Genomic DNA, 16,160 nt, shown 5'->3' with positions numbered 1-16,160 from the left:
GGTAATTCTGAACGCAAAAAAAGCGGCCACAGGCCGCTTTTTGTCATCTTGGACCGCAATAGGCCGACAATTACGCGGCCAGATCTTCCAGGTCGCTGCCCTTGAACATCTTCGCGAGGTTGAGGAAGCAGATCATGCCGTTTTCGTTGGCAATGATGCCCTCGGAGAAGGTCTTGTCGAAGGAGGCGGAGATTTCCGGCACCGGCTGAACCTGGCTGGACGGGATGGTCAGGATGTCCGAAACACGGTCGACCAGCATACCGATGACCATATTGTGCACTTCTGCAACCACGATGGCAGAGCGTTCATTGGCAACCGTAGACTTCATGCCCAGCTTGTAGGCAAGGTCGATGATCGGGATCACCGAGCCGCGGAGGTTCATCACGCCGATGACGTCGGCCGGTGCGTGCGGGATCGGCGTCGACGGAGCCCAGCCGCGGATTTCGCGGATCGTGGTCGTCTTGACGCAAAATTCCTGATCATGAAGCCGGAACGCGATGATCTCGAGGGTTTCCCCGCTGAAGCTAGTCGAACTGATCGTGGTTGCCATTAGAAATCTTCCCAACCTTCCTGTGCCTTGGCCGATGCACCTACGCCTGCGGCGCGAGCGACCTGAGCCATGAGTTTGCGTGCCGGCGATGCAACAGGAGGGGCATCAGGACGCGCTTGGTGTATAATATGCGAAGAGTGTTGCCCAATTCTAAACTGCGCAACAAGACTGCGAAGGGTGGCCGCTTCGCGCGCGAGGCTGTGGCTGGCGGCGGTGGATTCCTCGACCATGGCGGCGTTCTGCTGGGTGTTCTGGTCCAGTGCGTTGACCGCCCGGTTGATTTCCAGAAGCGCGGTCGACTGTTCCTTTGATGCCTCGACGATGGCGATGACATTCAGGTTGATGTCCTGGACTTCCGAGACGATCTGTTCCAGCGCCTTGCCGGTTTCACCGACGAGATCGACGCCGTTCTTAACCTGGCCGGACGATGTGGTGATGAGGGCCTTGATTTCCTTGGCCGCGTTGGCCGATCGTTGCGCCAGTTCGCGGACCTCCTGTGCGACGACGGCAAAGCCCTTGCCGGCTTCGCCCGCACGGGCTGCTTCCACGCCTGCGTTCAAGGCGAGCAGATTGGTCTGGAAGGCAATATCGTCGATCACGCCGATGATGTTGGAAATCTCGCGCGACGAATTTTCAATCTGGTCCATCGCACCGACCGCTCTCTTGACGACATCGCCGGATCGCTCCGCCGCAGACTTGGTCCGGCCCACCATCTGCCCGGCCTCGATGGCGCGCTGGGAGCTGTTGGACACGGTCTGGGTGATCTGCTCCAGTGCTGTCGCGGTCTCCTCGATCGCGGCGGCCTGCTGTTCGGTGCGCTTCGACAGGCTGTCGGAGGCGGTGCGGATCTCGGAGGAGCCGGCCGCGATGGCCTCGGTATTGCCGTTGACCGTGCGGATCGCCTGATGAAGCTTTTCGATCGAGGCATTGAAATCCGTGCGGGTCTTCTCAAGCGCCGGAATGAAGGGCTTCTCGATGCGGGCCGTCAGGTCGCCATTGGCAAGCGCGGTCAGCCCATGAGCCAATTCATCGACGGCGCGGACACGCTCGGTCACGTCGGTCGCATATTTGACAACCTTGAAGACGCGGCCGCTTGCATCGAAAATCGGATTGTAGGAGGCCTGGATCCAGACGACCTTGCCGCCCTTGCCGATGCGCTTGAATTCCTCGGCGACATATTGCCCGGACGCCAGCGTCTGCCAGAACTTGCGATAGTCTTCCGTGCGTGTGTAATCCGCCTCACAGAAGATCGCGTGATTCTGACCGACGATTTCGGTCAGGCTGTAGCCGAGCGTCTTGAGGAAGTTTGCATTGGCGGTGAGGATTTCGCCGGTGGGGGTGAACTCGATGGTCGCCTGGACGCGGGAAATGGCTTCCAGCTTGCCGCTGTCTTCCGCCGACTTCTGCTTTCTCGCCGTGATATCCGTAGCGAACTTGACGATCTTGTATGGCTTTCCGCCGCGCATGACCGGATTGTAGGAGGCCTGGATCCAGATCTCCGAGCCGTCCTTGGCAATGCGCTTGTATTCGCGGCTGTCGAATTGGCCCCGCCCAAGGCTTGCCCAGAATTCGCGATATTCCGGGCTGGCCACATAGGCCGGCTCGCAGAACATACGGTGATGCTTGCCTTTGATCTCGCTCAGGCTGTAGCCCAGCGTGCGACAGAAATTTTCGTTTGCCGTCAGGATCGTCCCGTCGAGGTTGAATTCGATGATCGCCTGGGATCGACCCAATGCCGTCAGGATCGATTTTGAATCGCCTGCATTTGCCAATAGAAATGCCATATTGCCCTCCGGGTCGACCGCGGTTCGATACAGATTGGCGGCCTCCATTGAGGGAAGCCGCCAATTTCTAGGGGTCAATTATGGCTATCAAGTCTTAAGAGAGGCTCAAATATATCAGAGCTTTCGCGCAACGGTTGATCATTTGCCCGTCATTTTATACAAATTTTACAACCGGCTTGACGATCAGGACGACCGAAGTCACGTAAAAAGAAGCGTATTAGTGATGTGCTAAATTAAGCTTTAAGGATTTATCCGGCTCGTGTCGGGCGGTCGAGAATACGCTTGCCGAACAGGCTTGCGGCCAGATCAACCATCACATGGGCGCTGCGGCCGCGGTCGTCGAGGAAAGGGTTCAGTTCGACGAGATCGAGCGACGACACCAGGCCGCTGTCGTGCAGAAGCTCCATGATCAGATGGGCTTCACGAAAGGTTGCGCCGCCGGGCACGGTCGTGCCGACGCCGGGTGCGATGCCCGGATCGAGGAAATCGACGTCGAGACTGACATGCAGAAGCGCATTCGCCTCGCGGACGTCCTTCAGGATCTGCTTCAGGATCCCTGCCATGCCTTCTTCATCGATCGCGCGCATGTCGTAGACGTTGACCGCATTTTCGGAGATCAGTCGGCGTTCCTCGTCATCGACGGACCTTATGCCGACCTGGTAGACATGGCTCGGGTTGACCAGCGGACGGGCCGGATCAAGGATCGGTGCGAATTCGGCCTTGCCGCAGAAAAATGCGACAGGCATGCCGTGAATATTGCCGGACGGAGAAGTCGCCGGCGCATTGAAGTCGGAATGGGCATCGAGCCAGAGGACGAAGAGCGGGCGGCCGGCATCGTGTGCGTATCGCGCCATGCCGGAGACACTGCCCATCGAAAGGCTGTGGTCGCCGCCAAGCAGGACAGGCACCGAGCCCTTGGTTGCGGCCTCATAGGTGGCAGCCTCGAGCGCGCGGGCAAAGGCCCCGACGATGGCCAGATGCTTGGCCTTGTCCATGACCGGCAGATCAGCGGCCGGCGCCGGGCGCAGGTCGCCCGCGTCATCGACGGTGTAGCCGAGATCGACGAGCGCCGGGGCAATGCCGGCAATGCGCAGTGCGGCCGGGCCCATGGCGCAACCACCGCGTCCGGATCCTTCTTCGAGCGGCACGCCGATCAGGGTGACGTTTCTGGTTTGCTTGGCCATGGGTGATCCTTGGAAATGGTTGAGACCGGATGATGCGCCATGTCTGCGTTGGCAAAAAGCTGGAACATCGCCATAAAGCACTATAGTTTGCACAAATCGCAACCATATGATGACGAAGTGTAACGATGGATGATCTGGACCGTGATATTCTGAGCGCTCTTCGGCAAAACGCCCGGATACCCGTTGCTTCCCTTGCCGCAATGACCGGCGCATCGCGGGCGACAATCTCGGCCCGGATCGATCGCTTGGTCGCCAATGGCACCATTGCCGCTTTCACAATCCTCACCGGACGGGAAATCCAGCCGACCGGGGTGCGGGCAATCATCATGATCGAAGTCGTCGGCAAGTTTGCCGATCGGGTCGCGCAGCAGTTGCGCGGCATTCCGCAGGTCAAGTCGCTGCACAGCACCAATGGCCGCTGGGACTTCATTGCTGAACTCGAAGACCGTGATCTGGCTGGCTTCGACGAAACGCTGCGTCGCATTCGTCTGGTCGAGGGGATCAACAGCACCGAATCGAGCATTCTGTTGAAGACCAGCAAGGTCGCCTGACCCGTCAATATTCCTTCTCGTAGTAGATGCCGCCTCCGGCGCCCGAACCGCCGGCTTCACCTTTCAGCTTCACGCCGCGGCCGATGTCGAGATTGATCACCGCCTTGCCGCCGCCGCTGCCGCTTTGCTGCAGTTCGATATAGGTTCGGTCGTTCAGGTATTTTCCGGCGCTGATGCTGGTCTGGCCGGTGGAGTCGGTGGAGATGTCGAGATCGTCGATTCCGAGTGTCGAGCGCAAGGTCTGGAACAGCGAGGTCGAATTGCCGCCCGCCAGCTGGGCGGCGGCATCGGCGAGCTGGGCGATCTGCAGCGCCGAGAGCCGCGACATCGACTGGCCGAAGATCAGCTGCGCCAGAATTTCGTCCTGTGGTAGGGTGGGTGATGAACTGAAGGTCACTTCCGGGTCGCTGGCAAAGCCGTAAAGCTTGATCGTCACGGTCGAGGTGCCGGATGTGGTGGTCGCCTCAAGGTCGATGATCGGAATGAGATCGCCGCCGAAGGTAATCTCGGCCCGGGTGATATCCAGACGTTTGGTGAGGATCTGCATGCGCCCCCGGCGCAGCTCGAAGCCGCCGGAGACATTGGGTGCGGACGCCGATCCGGTCAATGTCAGGGTGCCGCCGAGCTCGGCATCGATGCCGCGGCCGCGAATGAAGGTCTGCGACGGCGAAGATATGCGAAGGTCGAGCAGGATCGGTGAACTGGAGCTTCGGCCGGCGGCCGGGGTGATGGTACGCAACTGCTGGGTGACTGCCTTTGGTGCGTTCCGATGCTGGATGTCGAGCTGTGAAAGGCTGGTGGGGCGGCGCTCCGACAGGGTGATCGAGGTGCGCGACAGATCCACTGTCCCGGCCAGCGTCGGGCCGGCCATCAGAGGGCCGCGCAATGTCAGCCGCGCATCGGCAGTCGCGGTCACCGTGTTGCCGTCGACATAGACGGCCTTGTCGAGATTGATCGACAGATCGGCGGGCATGCCCTGGCCGAGAATGTCGATCGACCCGCTCGCCGAAAGGCGACCGCCCGAGGCAAAGTTTCCGGTCAGGCTGGCGATCTGGGCGCGGTTGTCACGCAGATTGATCGTCGCTGTGATCTGTTCGATCGCAAGATTTCGGCGCACGTCAACCACGCGCGCGCCGCTGGTTGTGATCGATCCGGCAATCGCCGGGGCCGTCGCGGTTCCCTGGATGGTGACGTTCACGTTGGCATTGCCCTGTGCCACGAGTCCCTGCCGTCCGAGGATGGTATTGGCGGCGGCCAGCGGCAGGCTGCCCTGGAAACGCATGTCCAGGCCCATGCCGGACAGGTTGAGCCGGCCGCCGCCATTGAGAGTGATGCCACCGCCACCGGACAGCCGGGTATCGAGCGAAAGCATGTTGCTCTGGAAGCGGCCATTGGCGCTGATGGCGAGTGGCGCCAGTCCGGCCGTCCGCGTCTGGGTCAGCTCAGCATCGCGCCAATCGAGTTGGTAGGTCACGTCGGGTGCCGATGGCGTGCCCTTGACCTCGACGAGACCGGAAATCGTGCCGGCAGGTGCAAGCGCGGGAGCTACCGCAGCGGCAAGCGAAGCGGGTAGGGCTGCAATGTCTGCCCTGACGGCGAGGTTCTGGCCGGCGCTGCCGGTGACGGTGACGTTGCCGGAGCCGGCATTGATCACCGTCTTGCCGATCTGAACGGTGCCGTCAGTCACAGTGAGGCGCGTGGGTGATGCCAGCGCCAGTGAGATACCGCGCGGCTTGGCGGAAAACCGGTCCAGCGCGATAGCCAGTCCCTGGGCTTGCTGCTCAATGCTGCCGGCTGCCTCGAGCGGTGCTGCGTCATATCGTGCGCTTGCCTGGAAATCGGTGCGATTTCCCGCCCGGGCGAAGGTCACCTCGGGGGCTTCGAGGCGGTTGGCGCCGCTGACCAAAACTGCCGCCCGCACAGTGCCTTCGACCGCCAGCGCGGCCATGTCGCTGACGGCGAGGTTGATGACCGGGTTTTCGATCTTCAGGGTGTCTCGGCTGAGCGACTTGCCCGTCGCGTCAATCCTGGCAGCAATACGACTGTTGGCCGACGTGATCGCGATCTTGCCGGCCAGATCGCCGCTTGCGCTTTGCCCGCCAAGCGCTGCCAGAAGCGAAAGCTGCGGGAAGTCGAAGTCGAGGTCGCCGGTGGGTTGGAAGGCCTCGTCCAACGCCAGGGTGCCTGAGAGGCGGTTGGGGCCGACATTGAGTGTCAGGGCCGGGATTTTCGTGTCGCCGTTTTCCGACACGATGTCGGCGGAGATATCTACAGGTTGGGCATCGATCTGCCCGGTCATCCGCAACTGGCCTCGCGGCGCCTTCCGATCGGCAAGCCCCTCGATCTGCAGCGCCAGGTCACGCAGTTCGTAACCGGCTGCCTTGCCCTGCTCGATGACGACGTTCACATTGCCTTCGATCGCGTCCAGCGGACCGGATGCCGAGACGTCGAAGGCGGCAGCACCGCTGATGCGCGGCTGGAGGCTCGCGGTGTCATTCAATCGACCGGTGAGGTCGGCGGCCAGAATACCATCGGGTGCGAGCGAGATCGCCCCTTCCGCCGAACCGAGGTCGGTCTGGAGTTGAATGTCGCGCAGGCTGATGGCCTTGGGGGCGGCAAAATCGATCCGTGCCGATATGGCGGCCGGCTTCGCCAGCTTTTGCGACAGTGCCGGCGGCAGCAGGTCGGGCAGGACAAAGGCCTTCAGCGCGCCGGCAAAGGTCTGTGCCGAGATCACGTAACGTCCGTTCAACTCCCCACCGATACCGGCGCTCTCGAGTGTGAGCTTGTCGGTCGCGACCTGATCCTCTTCAAGGGTGAGCGGTGCCACGATCTTCAGCGGTGCACGGATATAGTTGGCCAATTGCGCGTCGAAGAATTCGGCGCGCTGCACGGCAAGCTGCAGATCGACCGGTCCCTGGCGATTGGCGATATCGAAAGCCGAACTTTCGGCTGTCAGGTCGATGTCCGACAAGGTGCCCTGCGGGGCCGACAGGGTTGCCAGATCGATGGTTGCCTTCAGCGCTGCCGTTTGCGCATTGCCGCTTAGCGTCAGGTTGGCGCTGCGCATCGCCACGCCATAGATCGCCTTGTCCTGCTGCCATTGCAACCGGACGGGTGTCGCATTGGCCTCGGCGACAAGGGCGAGATCGTTGATGCCCTTTGGATCATAGTGACCGGATGCCGAGATCCGGGCCGCGGCGGTAGAAAGATCGCCCTTGCTGATCTCGATTGCGCCGTCGGGGCCAATGCGGGCTGCCAGATCGATTGCCGTTTCGCCGGCAAACAGGTCGCGCAATTGCGGCGGCATCAGGCTGGCAAAATTACCGCCACCAATAAGGGTGATGTCGCGCTGGTCTTCTGCTGCCAGCCGGTGCGTTGCATCGACAGAGATCGTCTGCGTGCCATCCAGGGCGGCGGTGATCTTGCCGGCCCAGTTGCTGATGGCGCCGTCGCCATCGATGCTGAGCGCAAGAGCCGGCTGATTTGGAAGCTGTAGGAGATTTCCGGCAACCCCGCCCTTGGGCTCGGCATACTCGAGCTTGAGGCGCAGCCGGTCGTCGTTCGGCGCATAGAGCACGTCGGCAATCAATTTGGCGGACGGTTCTCCGAGCAGGGTGGCTGCCAACTGGCTGGTGATATTGCTGCCGATGATCTGGGCGGCGCCTTTTGCTGCGATTTCCACGTCGCGGCGGGCAAGAGCGGCCCCCACCTTGATCGAAGGCAGGTCGATCGCGGCAATGTCGATGCCGACCGGCAGCGAGAACGGCTCATCCGATTTGACCTCAGGCGTCGCACTCGGCTCCGGTGCACGCTCGATGCGGATGGATCGGGCGCTCAGCTTTTCCGCGGTGAAGCGGCGCGACAGAAGATCCAACGGCGTCCAGTCGAGTGCCAGTCCCTCGATCGTTGCGTAAGGTCCCTTGGTGTCGGCGACGGTGATGCGTTCGACGGTCAATGTCCGGCTGAGCAAGGGACTTGGCGCAACGATGGTGACCTGCTGGTTGTCCTTCGAGATCAGGGCGGCAATCTGGTTTGCCAGGAACTGGCTGCCGCTTGCCGACAGGCCGCCGATCACGATGGCGAGGATGGTCAGCGTCACGAGGGTCGCGACCAGCCCGGCAAAAATCCGGAGCGTCCATCCGATGATGCGTTTCAGCCAGATCATTGTCTTTATGGTCCTCGTCCTGCCGGATCTGCCCGGATCTGCGCAGATCAGAAGCTCTGACCTATGCCGGCATAAATGCCATAACGGCTACCGTCGTCATATCGTTGCAACGGAACGGCAACATCGAGCCTGAGCGGCCCGAAAGGTGTCATGTAGCGCAGTCCGACGCCGGCGCCCATGCGCAGGTCGGAAAAATCGGGGACATTGTTTCTCGATACGCTGCCGACATCGAGAAACGGCACGATGCCGATCGTTTCCGTGACCTGCATGCGGACCTCGAACGAGGCGGTTGCATAGGACCGACCGCCGGTGGCGTCGCCCGCGTCATTATAGGGCGAGATCGCCTGATAGGCATAACCGCGCACCGAGCCGCCGCCGCCGGCAAAGAAACGCCGGGTGGCGGGGATCGATGCCAGACCGCTGCCGCCGAACAGGCTGCCGGCCGAGAGCTTGCCGGCGAGCACGATGCGATCCTCTGCGCCCAGGCCAAGATAGCCGGAAGCCGAGCCCTCGATAGAGGCAAAGACGGTGCGGCCGTTGATCTCGTAGCTCGGTGTGGTCGAGATCGATGCAAGATAGCCTTCGGTCGGGTTCAGCTTGTTGTTGCGGGTGTCGCGCGTATAGCCGAGAGGGACGCCGAAGGTCAGATATTCGTTGTCGCCGAAGGCGTCCTCGATGCTGTCATAGGTCAGCGAAACGCCGCCGCTTACCGTGTCGATATCGCTCAGCTCATAGGCGAGCGCGACTTTTCCGGTGATGGAGGCCGCATCATAATGTTCGCTGTCCAGCGTGCTCGCCTTGATGCTCGCCTCTAGCGTTGCCGAAGGAAAGAAGGCGCCGGGTTTGATGAAGGTGATGCCGGCGGAATAATCGAGATCCGAGAGGTTGCTGACATCGCTGATTTCGCCAAGGCCACGCACAGCGCCTTCGAGCTTGAGGGATTCTGCGTTGCCGAACAGGTTGCGGTGGCCCCAATAGCCTTCGATCCCGCCGCCGTCGATCGAGGAATAGCTGGCGCCGAAGCCGAAATAGCGATGCTTGCCTTCTGAGACAGTGATGGCGAGCGGCCAGGAACCATCGGGTGCAAGCGCCTCCGGCTCGTTGATGGTCACGGAGGAAAACACCCCGAGCGTGCGCAGCCGCTCGCCAGCCTTGCGCAACTGCTCAGGTGAATAGGGCTGGCCCGGTCGTAGTCGCGAATAGCGCTCGATGAATTCCGCATTGACCTGCCGCGCACCCTTGACGGTCACGTTGCCAAGCGGGGCAACAGGGCCAGCCTCGACGGCGATTGTCACGTCAACGGTGTTGGTGTCGTGGTCGGCGACGACCTCGCGCTTTGTCAGTTCAGCCAGCGGCCGGCCTTCCGCTTTCAATGTGTCGGCGATCTGTGCTGCGGCTTTCAGAATTGTCAGCGAGCCGGCGGCGCCGCCTGGCGTCAGGTCGAACTCTGCCGGATCCAGCCGTGCCGCATCGCCCTCGAGGGTGACGTCGCCAAGCGCGAAAACGGGCCCCGTTTCGACGGTGATCGCGACCGGGATCGGTCTTGACCTGTCGAAGGTCGGATTGGGCGGCAGGCTGTCTATGTTGCGTCCATCGACCAGGACGGTGACGATCGCGCCATAGCGGGCATTCTCGTAAAGGGTGGCCAGAAGACGGTCGCGATCGTCCTTGGCCTTGATAACCAGCCCGAGATCGCCGGAGACCGGCGTCTCTTCGTCGGCCAGCAGAAGCGAGGTTCGTCGCAGGGACTTGGTCAGGGCCCGGTCGGCGTTCCCGGTCGTCAGGGCAATGGTATAGGAGACGGGATCGATGACATCATTGGGCTCATCGTCCTTGCCGAAGAGCCGAATCCCAAAAAGCTCGAAGGCTGCTGCTTTTGAAGCAAGAGCAGGCCCGAGCAGCAAGGGGCTCACGGTCAACAGAGCCATACCGAGCCGGAACGCGACACTCATTTTCGGCAATACAAATCCACTCGGCATACGCATTTTCGCTCATCGCGACCTGGCTGGTGCACCCCCGCCATGGGGCAACTTAGGAGAAAATGCTAAAAAAGGCATACCCTTTTCTTAAAATTCTATAAAAAAGGGACGCGCTCATCGCGCGCCCCTGTCGTCTGCTCAGTAGCCGCGCGGGCAGCTGTCGATGTAGCGGCGGCCGTAACGGTCGCGGTAGTAGCATTGGCCCGGCTGGTCCGAAACATTGCCGATAATCGCACCGGAAACGCCGCCGATGGCTGCGCCGACTGCTGCGCCACGCACGTCGCCGGTGATGGCACCGCCGATGATTGCGCCGCCGACAGCGCCGATACCGGCGCCCTTTTCGGTCTGGGTGCAGCCAGCGACCGACAGGCCGACCAATAGAAGCACGAGAGCTTTTTTCATCTTGTTTTCTCCACTGTTACGCATCCGGTCCAGCCGGTCTTGATCGAGAACACCCATCCGCATTCAGGTTTTTCTAATATGGCGGTGGCAAGCCGCAGAATAGCGGTCAATTCGCGAATGTCCATGCGCTGCGCGTTCTGCAATAGGTCCAAATTTCAGTCCATTAGCCAAATAAGCGGGAAGCCTGAATTACAAGGCTTCAATGCTGCGTTGCGGCAAACAATTATTTCAATTCGGCTGGTTTGAACTGTTGATCGTACCGGAGAAAAGACACACGATGCCTTGGTGTCAGGGAGAGACACGAGGAGGAACAACATGGCAAAAGTGACGCTGACGGTGAATGGCCGGACGGTGAGCGGCGAATGCGAGGACCGCACGCTGCTTGTGCATTTTATTCGCGAGACACTGGGATTGACCGGCACGCATGTCGGTTGCGACACGACACAATGCGGAACCTGCGTTGTGCATATGGACGGCAAGTCGATCAAGAGCTGTTCGATCCTCGCCGTGCAGGCGAGCGGATCGACGATCACGACCATAGAGGGCGTGGCAGTCAACGGCGAATTGCATCCGGTCCAGGCGGCCTTCAAGGAGCATCACGGCCTGCAATGCGGTTTCTGCACGCCGGGCATGGTGATGACTTCGATCGATATCATCGGTCGCCACGACGGGACCCTCGACGAGGCGACCGTGCGCCACGAGCTGGAAGGCAATATCTGTCGATGCACGGGTTACCACAACATCGTGAAGGCGGTCCTTGCTGCCAATGCGGAGATGCACGCCGGCCGCCAGGCCGCCGAGTGACCAACGGGCAGCAGACAATCGAAGGGTGTCGGCCATCGCTGCCGTGACACCACCCCTGCCTGCTGCCACTGCCTGAGTGCCTTTATCCTGATCTCTGGAGGAGATGAAAATGGGTGTTGAAGGGATTGGCGCGCGCGTGGCGCGCAAGGAAGACAAGCGCTTTCTCACCGGCAAGGGCCGGTATACGGACGACATGGTCGTTCCCGGAATGAAATATGCCTACTTCGTCCGTTCGCCTTATGCGCATGCCCGCATCGCAAGCATCGATGCCTCTGCGGCGAAGGCCATGTCGGGCGTGATCGATGTGCTCGACGGAAAGCAGCTGCTGGCGGATGGCATCGGCAATCTGATCTGCGGCTGGATGATCCATTCGAAAGACGGGTCGCCGATGAAGATGGGCGCCTGGCGGCCCTTGGCCCATGAAACCGTGCGTTATGTCGGTGATGCCGTGGCGATCGTTGTCGCCGACAGCATCGGCGCGGCGCGCGATGCCGCCGAAGCGGTATCGGTTGCCTATGATGAACTGCCGGTGGTGACCGTTGCCGTCGATGCGCTGAAACCGGGTGCGCCCGAACTGCATCCCGAAGCGCCGGGCAATCTCATCTTCGACTGGGAGATCGGCGATGGTGCCGCTGCCGATGCGGCGATTGCGCAGGCCGCGCATGTCACCGAGATCGACATCTTCAACAACCGCCTTTCGCCAAACCCGATGGAGCCGCGCGCGACGCTCGGCATCTATGACGGCGCGGAGGATCACTACACCTGCTACACGACCTCGCAGAACCCGCATGTTGCACGTCTGGTGATGAGCGCCTTCTACAATGTCGCGCCGGAAAACAAGCTGCGCGTCATCGCACCTGATGTCGGGGGCGGATTCGGATCGAAGATCTACATCTACCCGGAAGAAATCGTCTGTCTGTGGGCGTCGAAGAAGACCGGCGTTCCGGTCAAGTGGACATCGGATCGCACTGAGGCCTTCCTCACGGATGCGCATGGCCGCGACCATGTCTCCAAGGTCAAGATGGCCTTCGACAAGGACCACCGGATCATCGGCCTGAAGGTCGATACGGTCGCCAATCTCGGCGCCTATATGTCGCTGTTTTCGTCTGCGGTGCCGACCTATCTTTATGCGACGCTGCTGTCGGGCCAGTATGACATCCCGGCAATCCACTGCAATGTCCGAACCGTCTATACCAATACGGTTCCGGTTGACGCCTATCGCGGCGCCGGTCGGCCGGAGGCCACCTATCTGCTGGAGCGGACCGTCGAGACGGCGGCACGCGAACTCGGGATTTCGCCGGTCGAACTGCGCCGGAAGAACTTCATCCGCAGCTTCCCGCACCAGACGCCGGTGATCATGAACTATGACGCGGGCAATTACGATGCATCGCTGGATGTGGCTTTACAGGCGTCCGACTGGAACGGCTTTGCCGCTCGCAAGGCAGAGGCCGGCAAACGCGGCAAGCTGCGCGGCATCGGCATGAGCTGCTATATCGAGGCCTGCGGCATCGCGCCCTCGGCGGCGGTCGGTTCGCTCGGCGCTGGCGTAGGCTTGTGGGAATCCGCCGAGGTGCGGGTCAACGCTGTCGGAACCGTCGAGGTCCTGACCGGTTCGCACAGCCACGGACAGGGTCACGAGACGACCTTCGCCCAGCTCGTGTCGGAGCGGCTCGGCGTGCCGCTCGACAATATATCCATCGTGCATGGCGACACCGACAAGGTGCAGATGGGCATGGGCACCTATGGCTCGCGCTCCGGCGCCGTCGGCATGTCGGCGATCGTCAAGGCTCTGGACAAGGTCGAGGCCAAGGCAAAGAAGATCGCTGCCCATCTTATGGAGGCCGACGAAAGCGACATCGTCATCGACAATGGCGAGCTGAAAGTCGCCGGTACCGACAAGAGCGTGCCGTGGTTCCAGGTGACGCTGGCGGCCTATACGGGGCACAACCTGCCGTCGGGCATGGAGCCGGGCCTCAAGGAGGGCGCGTTCTACGATCCGTCCAACTTCACCTTCCCGGCAGGCTGTTACATCGCCGAGGTGGAGGTCGATCCGGAAACCGGCAAGACCGAGATCGTCCAGTTCGTCGCGGCCGACGACTTCGGCAATATCATCAACCCGATGATCGTCGAGGGTCAGGTCCATGGCGGCATTGCGCAGGGCATCGGCCAGGCGCTGCTGGAGGGCGTGCACTACGATCCGGCCAATGGCCAGCTTCTGACCGCCAGCTACATGGATTACGCCATGCCGCGCGCCGATGATCTGCCATCATTCAGCGTCTCGCACCAGAATACGCCTTGTCCGGGCAATCCGCTCGGCATCAAGGGTTGTGGCGAGGCAGGCGCCATCGGTTCGCCACCGGCGCTGATCAATGCGATCACCGATGCGATTGGCAACAACATGCTCAACATGCCGGCAACCCCGCTCGCCGTCTGGTCCGCGCTGCAGGCGCGCCAGGTCCGGCACGCGGCCGAATAAGGGAGGAATGATCATGCATCTCTATTCCACCAACTATCACCGCGCTACTTCGGTCGAGGATGCCGGCAAGCTCCTGTCCGGCGCCGACGATGGCAAATTCATTGCCGGTGGCCAGACCCTGATCGCCACCCTGAAGCAAAGGCTGGCGCAGCCGTCGGATCTTGTCGACCTGCGCCATGTCGCTGCGTTGAAGGGCATTGCCGTCGAGGGCCGCAAGGTGACGATCGGTGCCGGCGTGACCCATGCGGAGGTCGCTGCGTCAGCGTCCATCCGGTCGGTCTGTCCTGCCCTGGCGCATCTGGCGTCCCTGATCGGCGATCCGCATGTGCGCCATATGGGCACGATCGGCGGCTCGATTGCCAATGACGATCCGGCGGCCGACTATCCGGCGGCCGTGCTCGGGCTCGGCGCCACGGTTGTCACAAGCCGGCGCGAGATCGCGGCCGACGCCTTTTTCGTCAGCCTGTTCGAAACGGCCCTTGCCGATGACGAGATCATCACGGCCGTGCGTTTCCAGGCGCCGGAAAAGGCGGGCTATGCCAAGTTCGCCAACCCTGCGTCGCGATTTGCGATGACCGGCGTCTTCGTCTCGAAGGGCGAGGGCGGTGTGCGGGTCGCTGTGACCGGCGCCGGATCGTCCGGGGTTTTCCGCCATGGCGGACTTGAACGGGCGTTTGCGACCGATTGGTCGCCGCAAGCCGTATCCGGTGTCGAGATCGATTCGTCCGAACTGATGTCGGACCTGCATTGCACGGCTGAATACCGGGCCAATCTCATCCGGGTCATGGCAAAACGCGCTGTTCAGGCGGCATAACCGCCGCTCCTGTCGTGAAAAACCTGAAAAGGGCGGTTTCGGCCGTCCTTTTTGTTGCAGCTTGACGCAGATCAAGTTTCACAGAGGACGATCCTTTAGTATTTATATGCGATGATTCTAAAACTCGCGCCATTTGTCGCAGTTTAGAATGAATTTACAAAACCGGGGTTGACCGCAACGCCGGAGGCTCGCAAAAGAGAGTCAAAAAGCTGGAGTTTAGGCATGGATTTCGAGGCGTTTTTCAAGAACGAGCTTGAAGGGCTTCACGAGGAAGGGCGCTATCGTGTCTTTGCTGATCTGGAACGTCAGCAGGGCAATTTCCCGCGCGCCACCCGCTACACCGAAAATGGCACCCAGGACGTCACCGTCTGGTGTTCGAACGACTATCTCGGCATGGGCCAGAATCCGAAGGTGATCGAGGCCATGAAAGGCGCGATCGACCACTGTGGCGCGGGTGCTGGAGGCACCCGGAATATCTCTGGCACCAATCACTACCATGTTCTGCTCGAGCGCGAACTTGCCGACCTGCATGGCAAGGAATCGGCGCTGATCTTTACCTCCGGCTATGTCTCGAACTGGGCCGCCCTCGGCACGCTCGGCGCCAAGATCCCCGGCCTGATCATTTTCTCCGATGCGCTCAATCACGCATCGATGATCGAAGGCATTCGCCACTCCAAGGCGGAACGCGTCATCTGGAAGCACAACGACGTCAAGGATCTCGAAGCCAAGCTGGCTGCGGCGGATCCGAAGGCGCCGAAGATGATCGCATTCGAATCCGTCTATTCGATGGATGGCGATATCGCGCCGATCAAGGAAATCTGTGATCTCGCCGACAAATACGGTGCGATGACCTATCTCGACGAAGTGCATGCTGTCGGCATGTACGGCGCCCATGGTGGCGGCATTGCCGAACGCGAAGGCCTGATGGATCGCCTGACGGTCATCGAAGGCACGCTCGGCAAGGCCTTCGGCGTGATGGGCGGTTATATCGCGGCCTCGAACGCACTGTGCGACTTCGTCCGTTCGTTTGCCTCGGGCTTCATCTTCACCACCGCGCTGCCGCCGGCACTGGCCGCCGGCGCGGTTGCCTCGATCCGCCACCTGAAGACCAGCCAGATCGAGCGTTTTGCCCATCAGGAGCGCGTGCGCCGCCTGCGCAACATGCTGGATGCGGCCGGCATTCCGCACATGAACAATCCGAGCCATATCGTGCCGGTCATGGTCGGCGATGCCGCCAAGTGCAAGTGGATCTCCGATCTGCTGCTCGACAACTGTGGCATCTATGTCCAGCCGATCAACTATCCGACCGTGCCGAAGAAGACCGAGCGCCTGCGCATCACGCCGACGCCTTTGCATTCGGACGCCGATCTCGAGCATCTGGTGCATTCGCTGCACCAGCTCTGGTCGCGCTGCGCGCTTGCCCGCGCAGTCGCTTGATCGCAGTATAA

Annotated in this window: 11 protein-coding genes; 5 read left to right on the top strand and 6 right to left on the bottom strand. The window is 61.3% G+C overall.

Annotated features, from left to right (window positions below; translation table 11 throughout):
- Positions 1–70: 70 nt before the first annotated feature.
- From IM739_RS01350 to rocF, 3 genes are all read right to left on the bottom strand, one after another.
- Positions 71–550: a chemotaxis protein CheW gene (locus IM739_RS01350; protein ID WP_007601301.1), complete on the bottom strand. Its 480-nt coding sequence runs from the start codon at positions 548–550 to the stop codon at positions 71–73.
- On the bottom strand, positions 550–2,334 hold the full coding sequence (locus IM739_RS01345) for a methyl-accepting chemotaxis protein (RefSeq protein ID WP_237369485.1): 1,785 nt from the start codon (positions 2,332–2,334) through the stop codon (positions 550–552). Before IM739_RS01345 ends, IM739_RS01350 begins: the two co-directional genes overlap by 1 nt.
- Before the next feature lie 248 nt (positions 2,335–2,582).
- On the bottom strand, positions 2,583–3,518 hold the full coding sequence (gene rocF, locus IM739_RS01340; protein ID WP_237369484.1) for an arginase: 936 nt from the start codon (positions 3,516–3,518) through the stop codon (positions 2,583–2,585).
- 125 nt (positions 3,519–3,643) lie between these two features.
- Here rocF and IM739_RS01335 point away from each other — a divergent pair, with 125 nt between their 5' ends.
- Entirely contained in the window at positions 3,644–4,069 is a 426-nt protein-coding gene (locus tag IM739_RS01335) for an Lrp/AsnC family transcriptional regulator (protein ID WP_159951739.1), read from the top strand.
- A 4-nt stretch (positions 4,070–4,073) separates the two neighbouring features.
- On the opposite strand, the gene IM739_RS01330 is transcribed toward IM739_RS01335, so the two are convergent.
- From IM739_RS01330 to IM739_RS01320, 3 genes are all read right to left on the bottom strand, one after another.
- On the bottom strand, positions 4,074–8,237 hold the full coding sequence (locus IM739_RS01330; RefSeq protein ID WP_237369483.1) for a translocation/assembly module TamB domain-containing protein: 4,164 nt from the start codon (positions 8,235–8,237) through the stop codon (positions 4,074–4,076).
- Between the two features lie 47 nt (positions 8,238–8,284).
- Positions 8,285–10,222: an autotransporter assembly complex protein TamA gene (locus IM739_RS01325; RefSeq protein WP_442981079.1), complete on the bottom strand. Its 1,938-nt coding sequence runs from the start codon at positions 10,220–10,222 to the stop codon at positions 8,285–8,287.
- A gap of 132 nt (positions 10,223–10,354) precedes the next feature.
- Positions 10,355–10,618 carry a glycine zipper domain-containing protein gene (locus IM739_RS01320; protein ID WP_237369481.1) on the bottom strand — a complete coding sequence of 88 codons (264 nt, stop codon included), beginning with the start codon at positions 10,616–10,618 and terminating at the stop codon, positions 10,355–10,357.
- 315 nt (positions 10,619–10,933) lie between these two features.
- Between IM739_RS01320 and IM739_RS01315 the strand changes: the two genes are divergently transcribed.
- The 4 genes from IM739_RS01315 (at position 10,934) to hemA (ending at position 16,149) form a co-directional block, all read left to right on the top strand.
- Positions 10,934–11,422, top strand: a complete 489-nt coding sequence (locus tag IM739_RS01315) for a (2Fe-2S)-binding protein (protein WP_237369480.1) — start codon at positions 10,934–10,936, stop codon at positions 11,420–11,422.
- Positions 11,423–11,531: 109 nt separating this feature from the next.
- Complete coding sequence (locus IM739_RS01310) at positions 11,532–13,898, top strand: xanthine dehydrogenase family protein molybdopterin-binding subunit (protein WP_237369479.1); 2,367 nt, start codon at positions 11,532–11,534, stop codon at positions 13,896–13,898.
- A gap of 13 nt (positions 13,899–13,911) precedes the next feature.
- Positions 13,912–14,712, top strand: a complete 801-nt coding sequence (locus IM739_RS01305) for an FAD binding domain-containing protein (protein WP_237369478.1) — start codon at positions 13,912–13,914, stop codon at positions 14,710–14,712.
- Positions 14,713–14,934: 222 nt separating this feature from the next.
- Entirely contained in the window at positions 14,935–16,149 is a 1,215-nt protein-coding gene (hemA, locus tag IM739_RS01300; protein ID WP_237369477.1) for a 5-aminolevulinate synthase, read from the top strand.
- The last annotated feature ends 11 nt before the right edge of the window (positions 16,150–16,160 follow it).

This window comes from Rhizobium sp. SL42, from assembly GCF_021729845.1.
Taxonomy (GTDB): Bacteria; Pseudomonadota; Alphaproteobacteria; order Rhizobiales; family Rhizobiaceae; genus Allorhizobium.
Note: the sequence above shows the minus strand (reverse complement) of the source record. Positions and strands in the feature narration are given on the sequence as shown.

Coding starts and splice junctions, on each gene's coding strand:
- IM739_RS01350 (WP_007601301.1), bottom strand. CDS start 550: ATGGCAACCACGATCAGTTCGACTAGCTTCAGCGGGGAAACCCTCGAG.
- IM739_RS01345 (WP_237369485.1), bottom strand. CDS start 2,334: ATGGCATTTCTATTGGCAAATGCAGGCGATTCAAAATCGATCCTGACG.
- rocF (WP_237369484.1), bottom strand. CDS start 3,518: ATGGCCAAGCAAACCAGAAACGTCACCCTGATCGGCGTGCCGCTCGAA.
- IM739_RS01335 (WP_159951739.1), top strand. CDS start 3,644: ATGGATGATCTGGACCGTGATATTCTGAGCGCTCTTCGGCAAAACGCC.
- IM739_RS01330 (WP_237369483.1), bottom strand. CDS start 8,237: ATGATCTGGCTGAAACGCATCATCGGATGGACGCTCCGGATTTTTGCC.
- IM739_RS01325 (WP_442981079.1), bottom strand. CDS start 10,222: ATGCGTATGCCGAGTGGATTTGTATTGCCGAAAATGAGTGTCGCGTTC.
- IM739_RS01320 (WP_237369481.1), bottom strand. CDS start 10,618: ATGAAAAAAGCTCTCGTGCTTCTATTGGTCGGCCTGTCGGTCGCTGGC.
- IM739_RS01315 (WP_237369480.1), top strand. CDS start 10,934: ATGGCAAAAGTGACGCTGACGGTGAATGGCCGGACGGTGAGCGGCGAA.
- IM739_RS01310 (WP_237369479.1), top strand. CDS start 11,532: ATGGGTGTTGAAGGGATTGGCGCGCGCGTGGCGCGCAAGGAAGACAAG.
- IM739_RS01305 (WP_237369478.1), top strand. CDS start 13,912: ATGCATCTCTATTCCACCAACTATCACCGCGCTACTTCGGTCGAGGAT.
- hemA (WP_237369477.1), top strand. CDS start 14,935: ATGGATTTCGAGGCGTTTTTCAAGAACGAGCTTGAAGGGCTTCACGAG.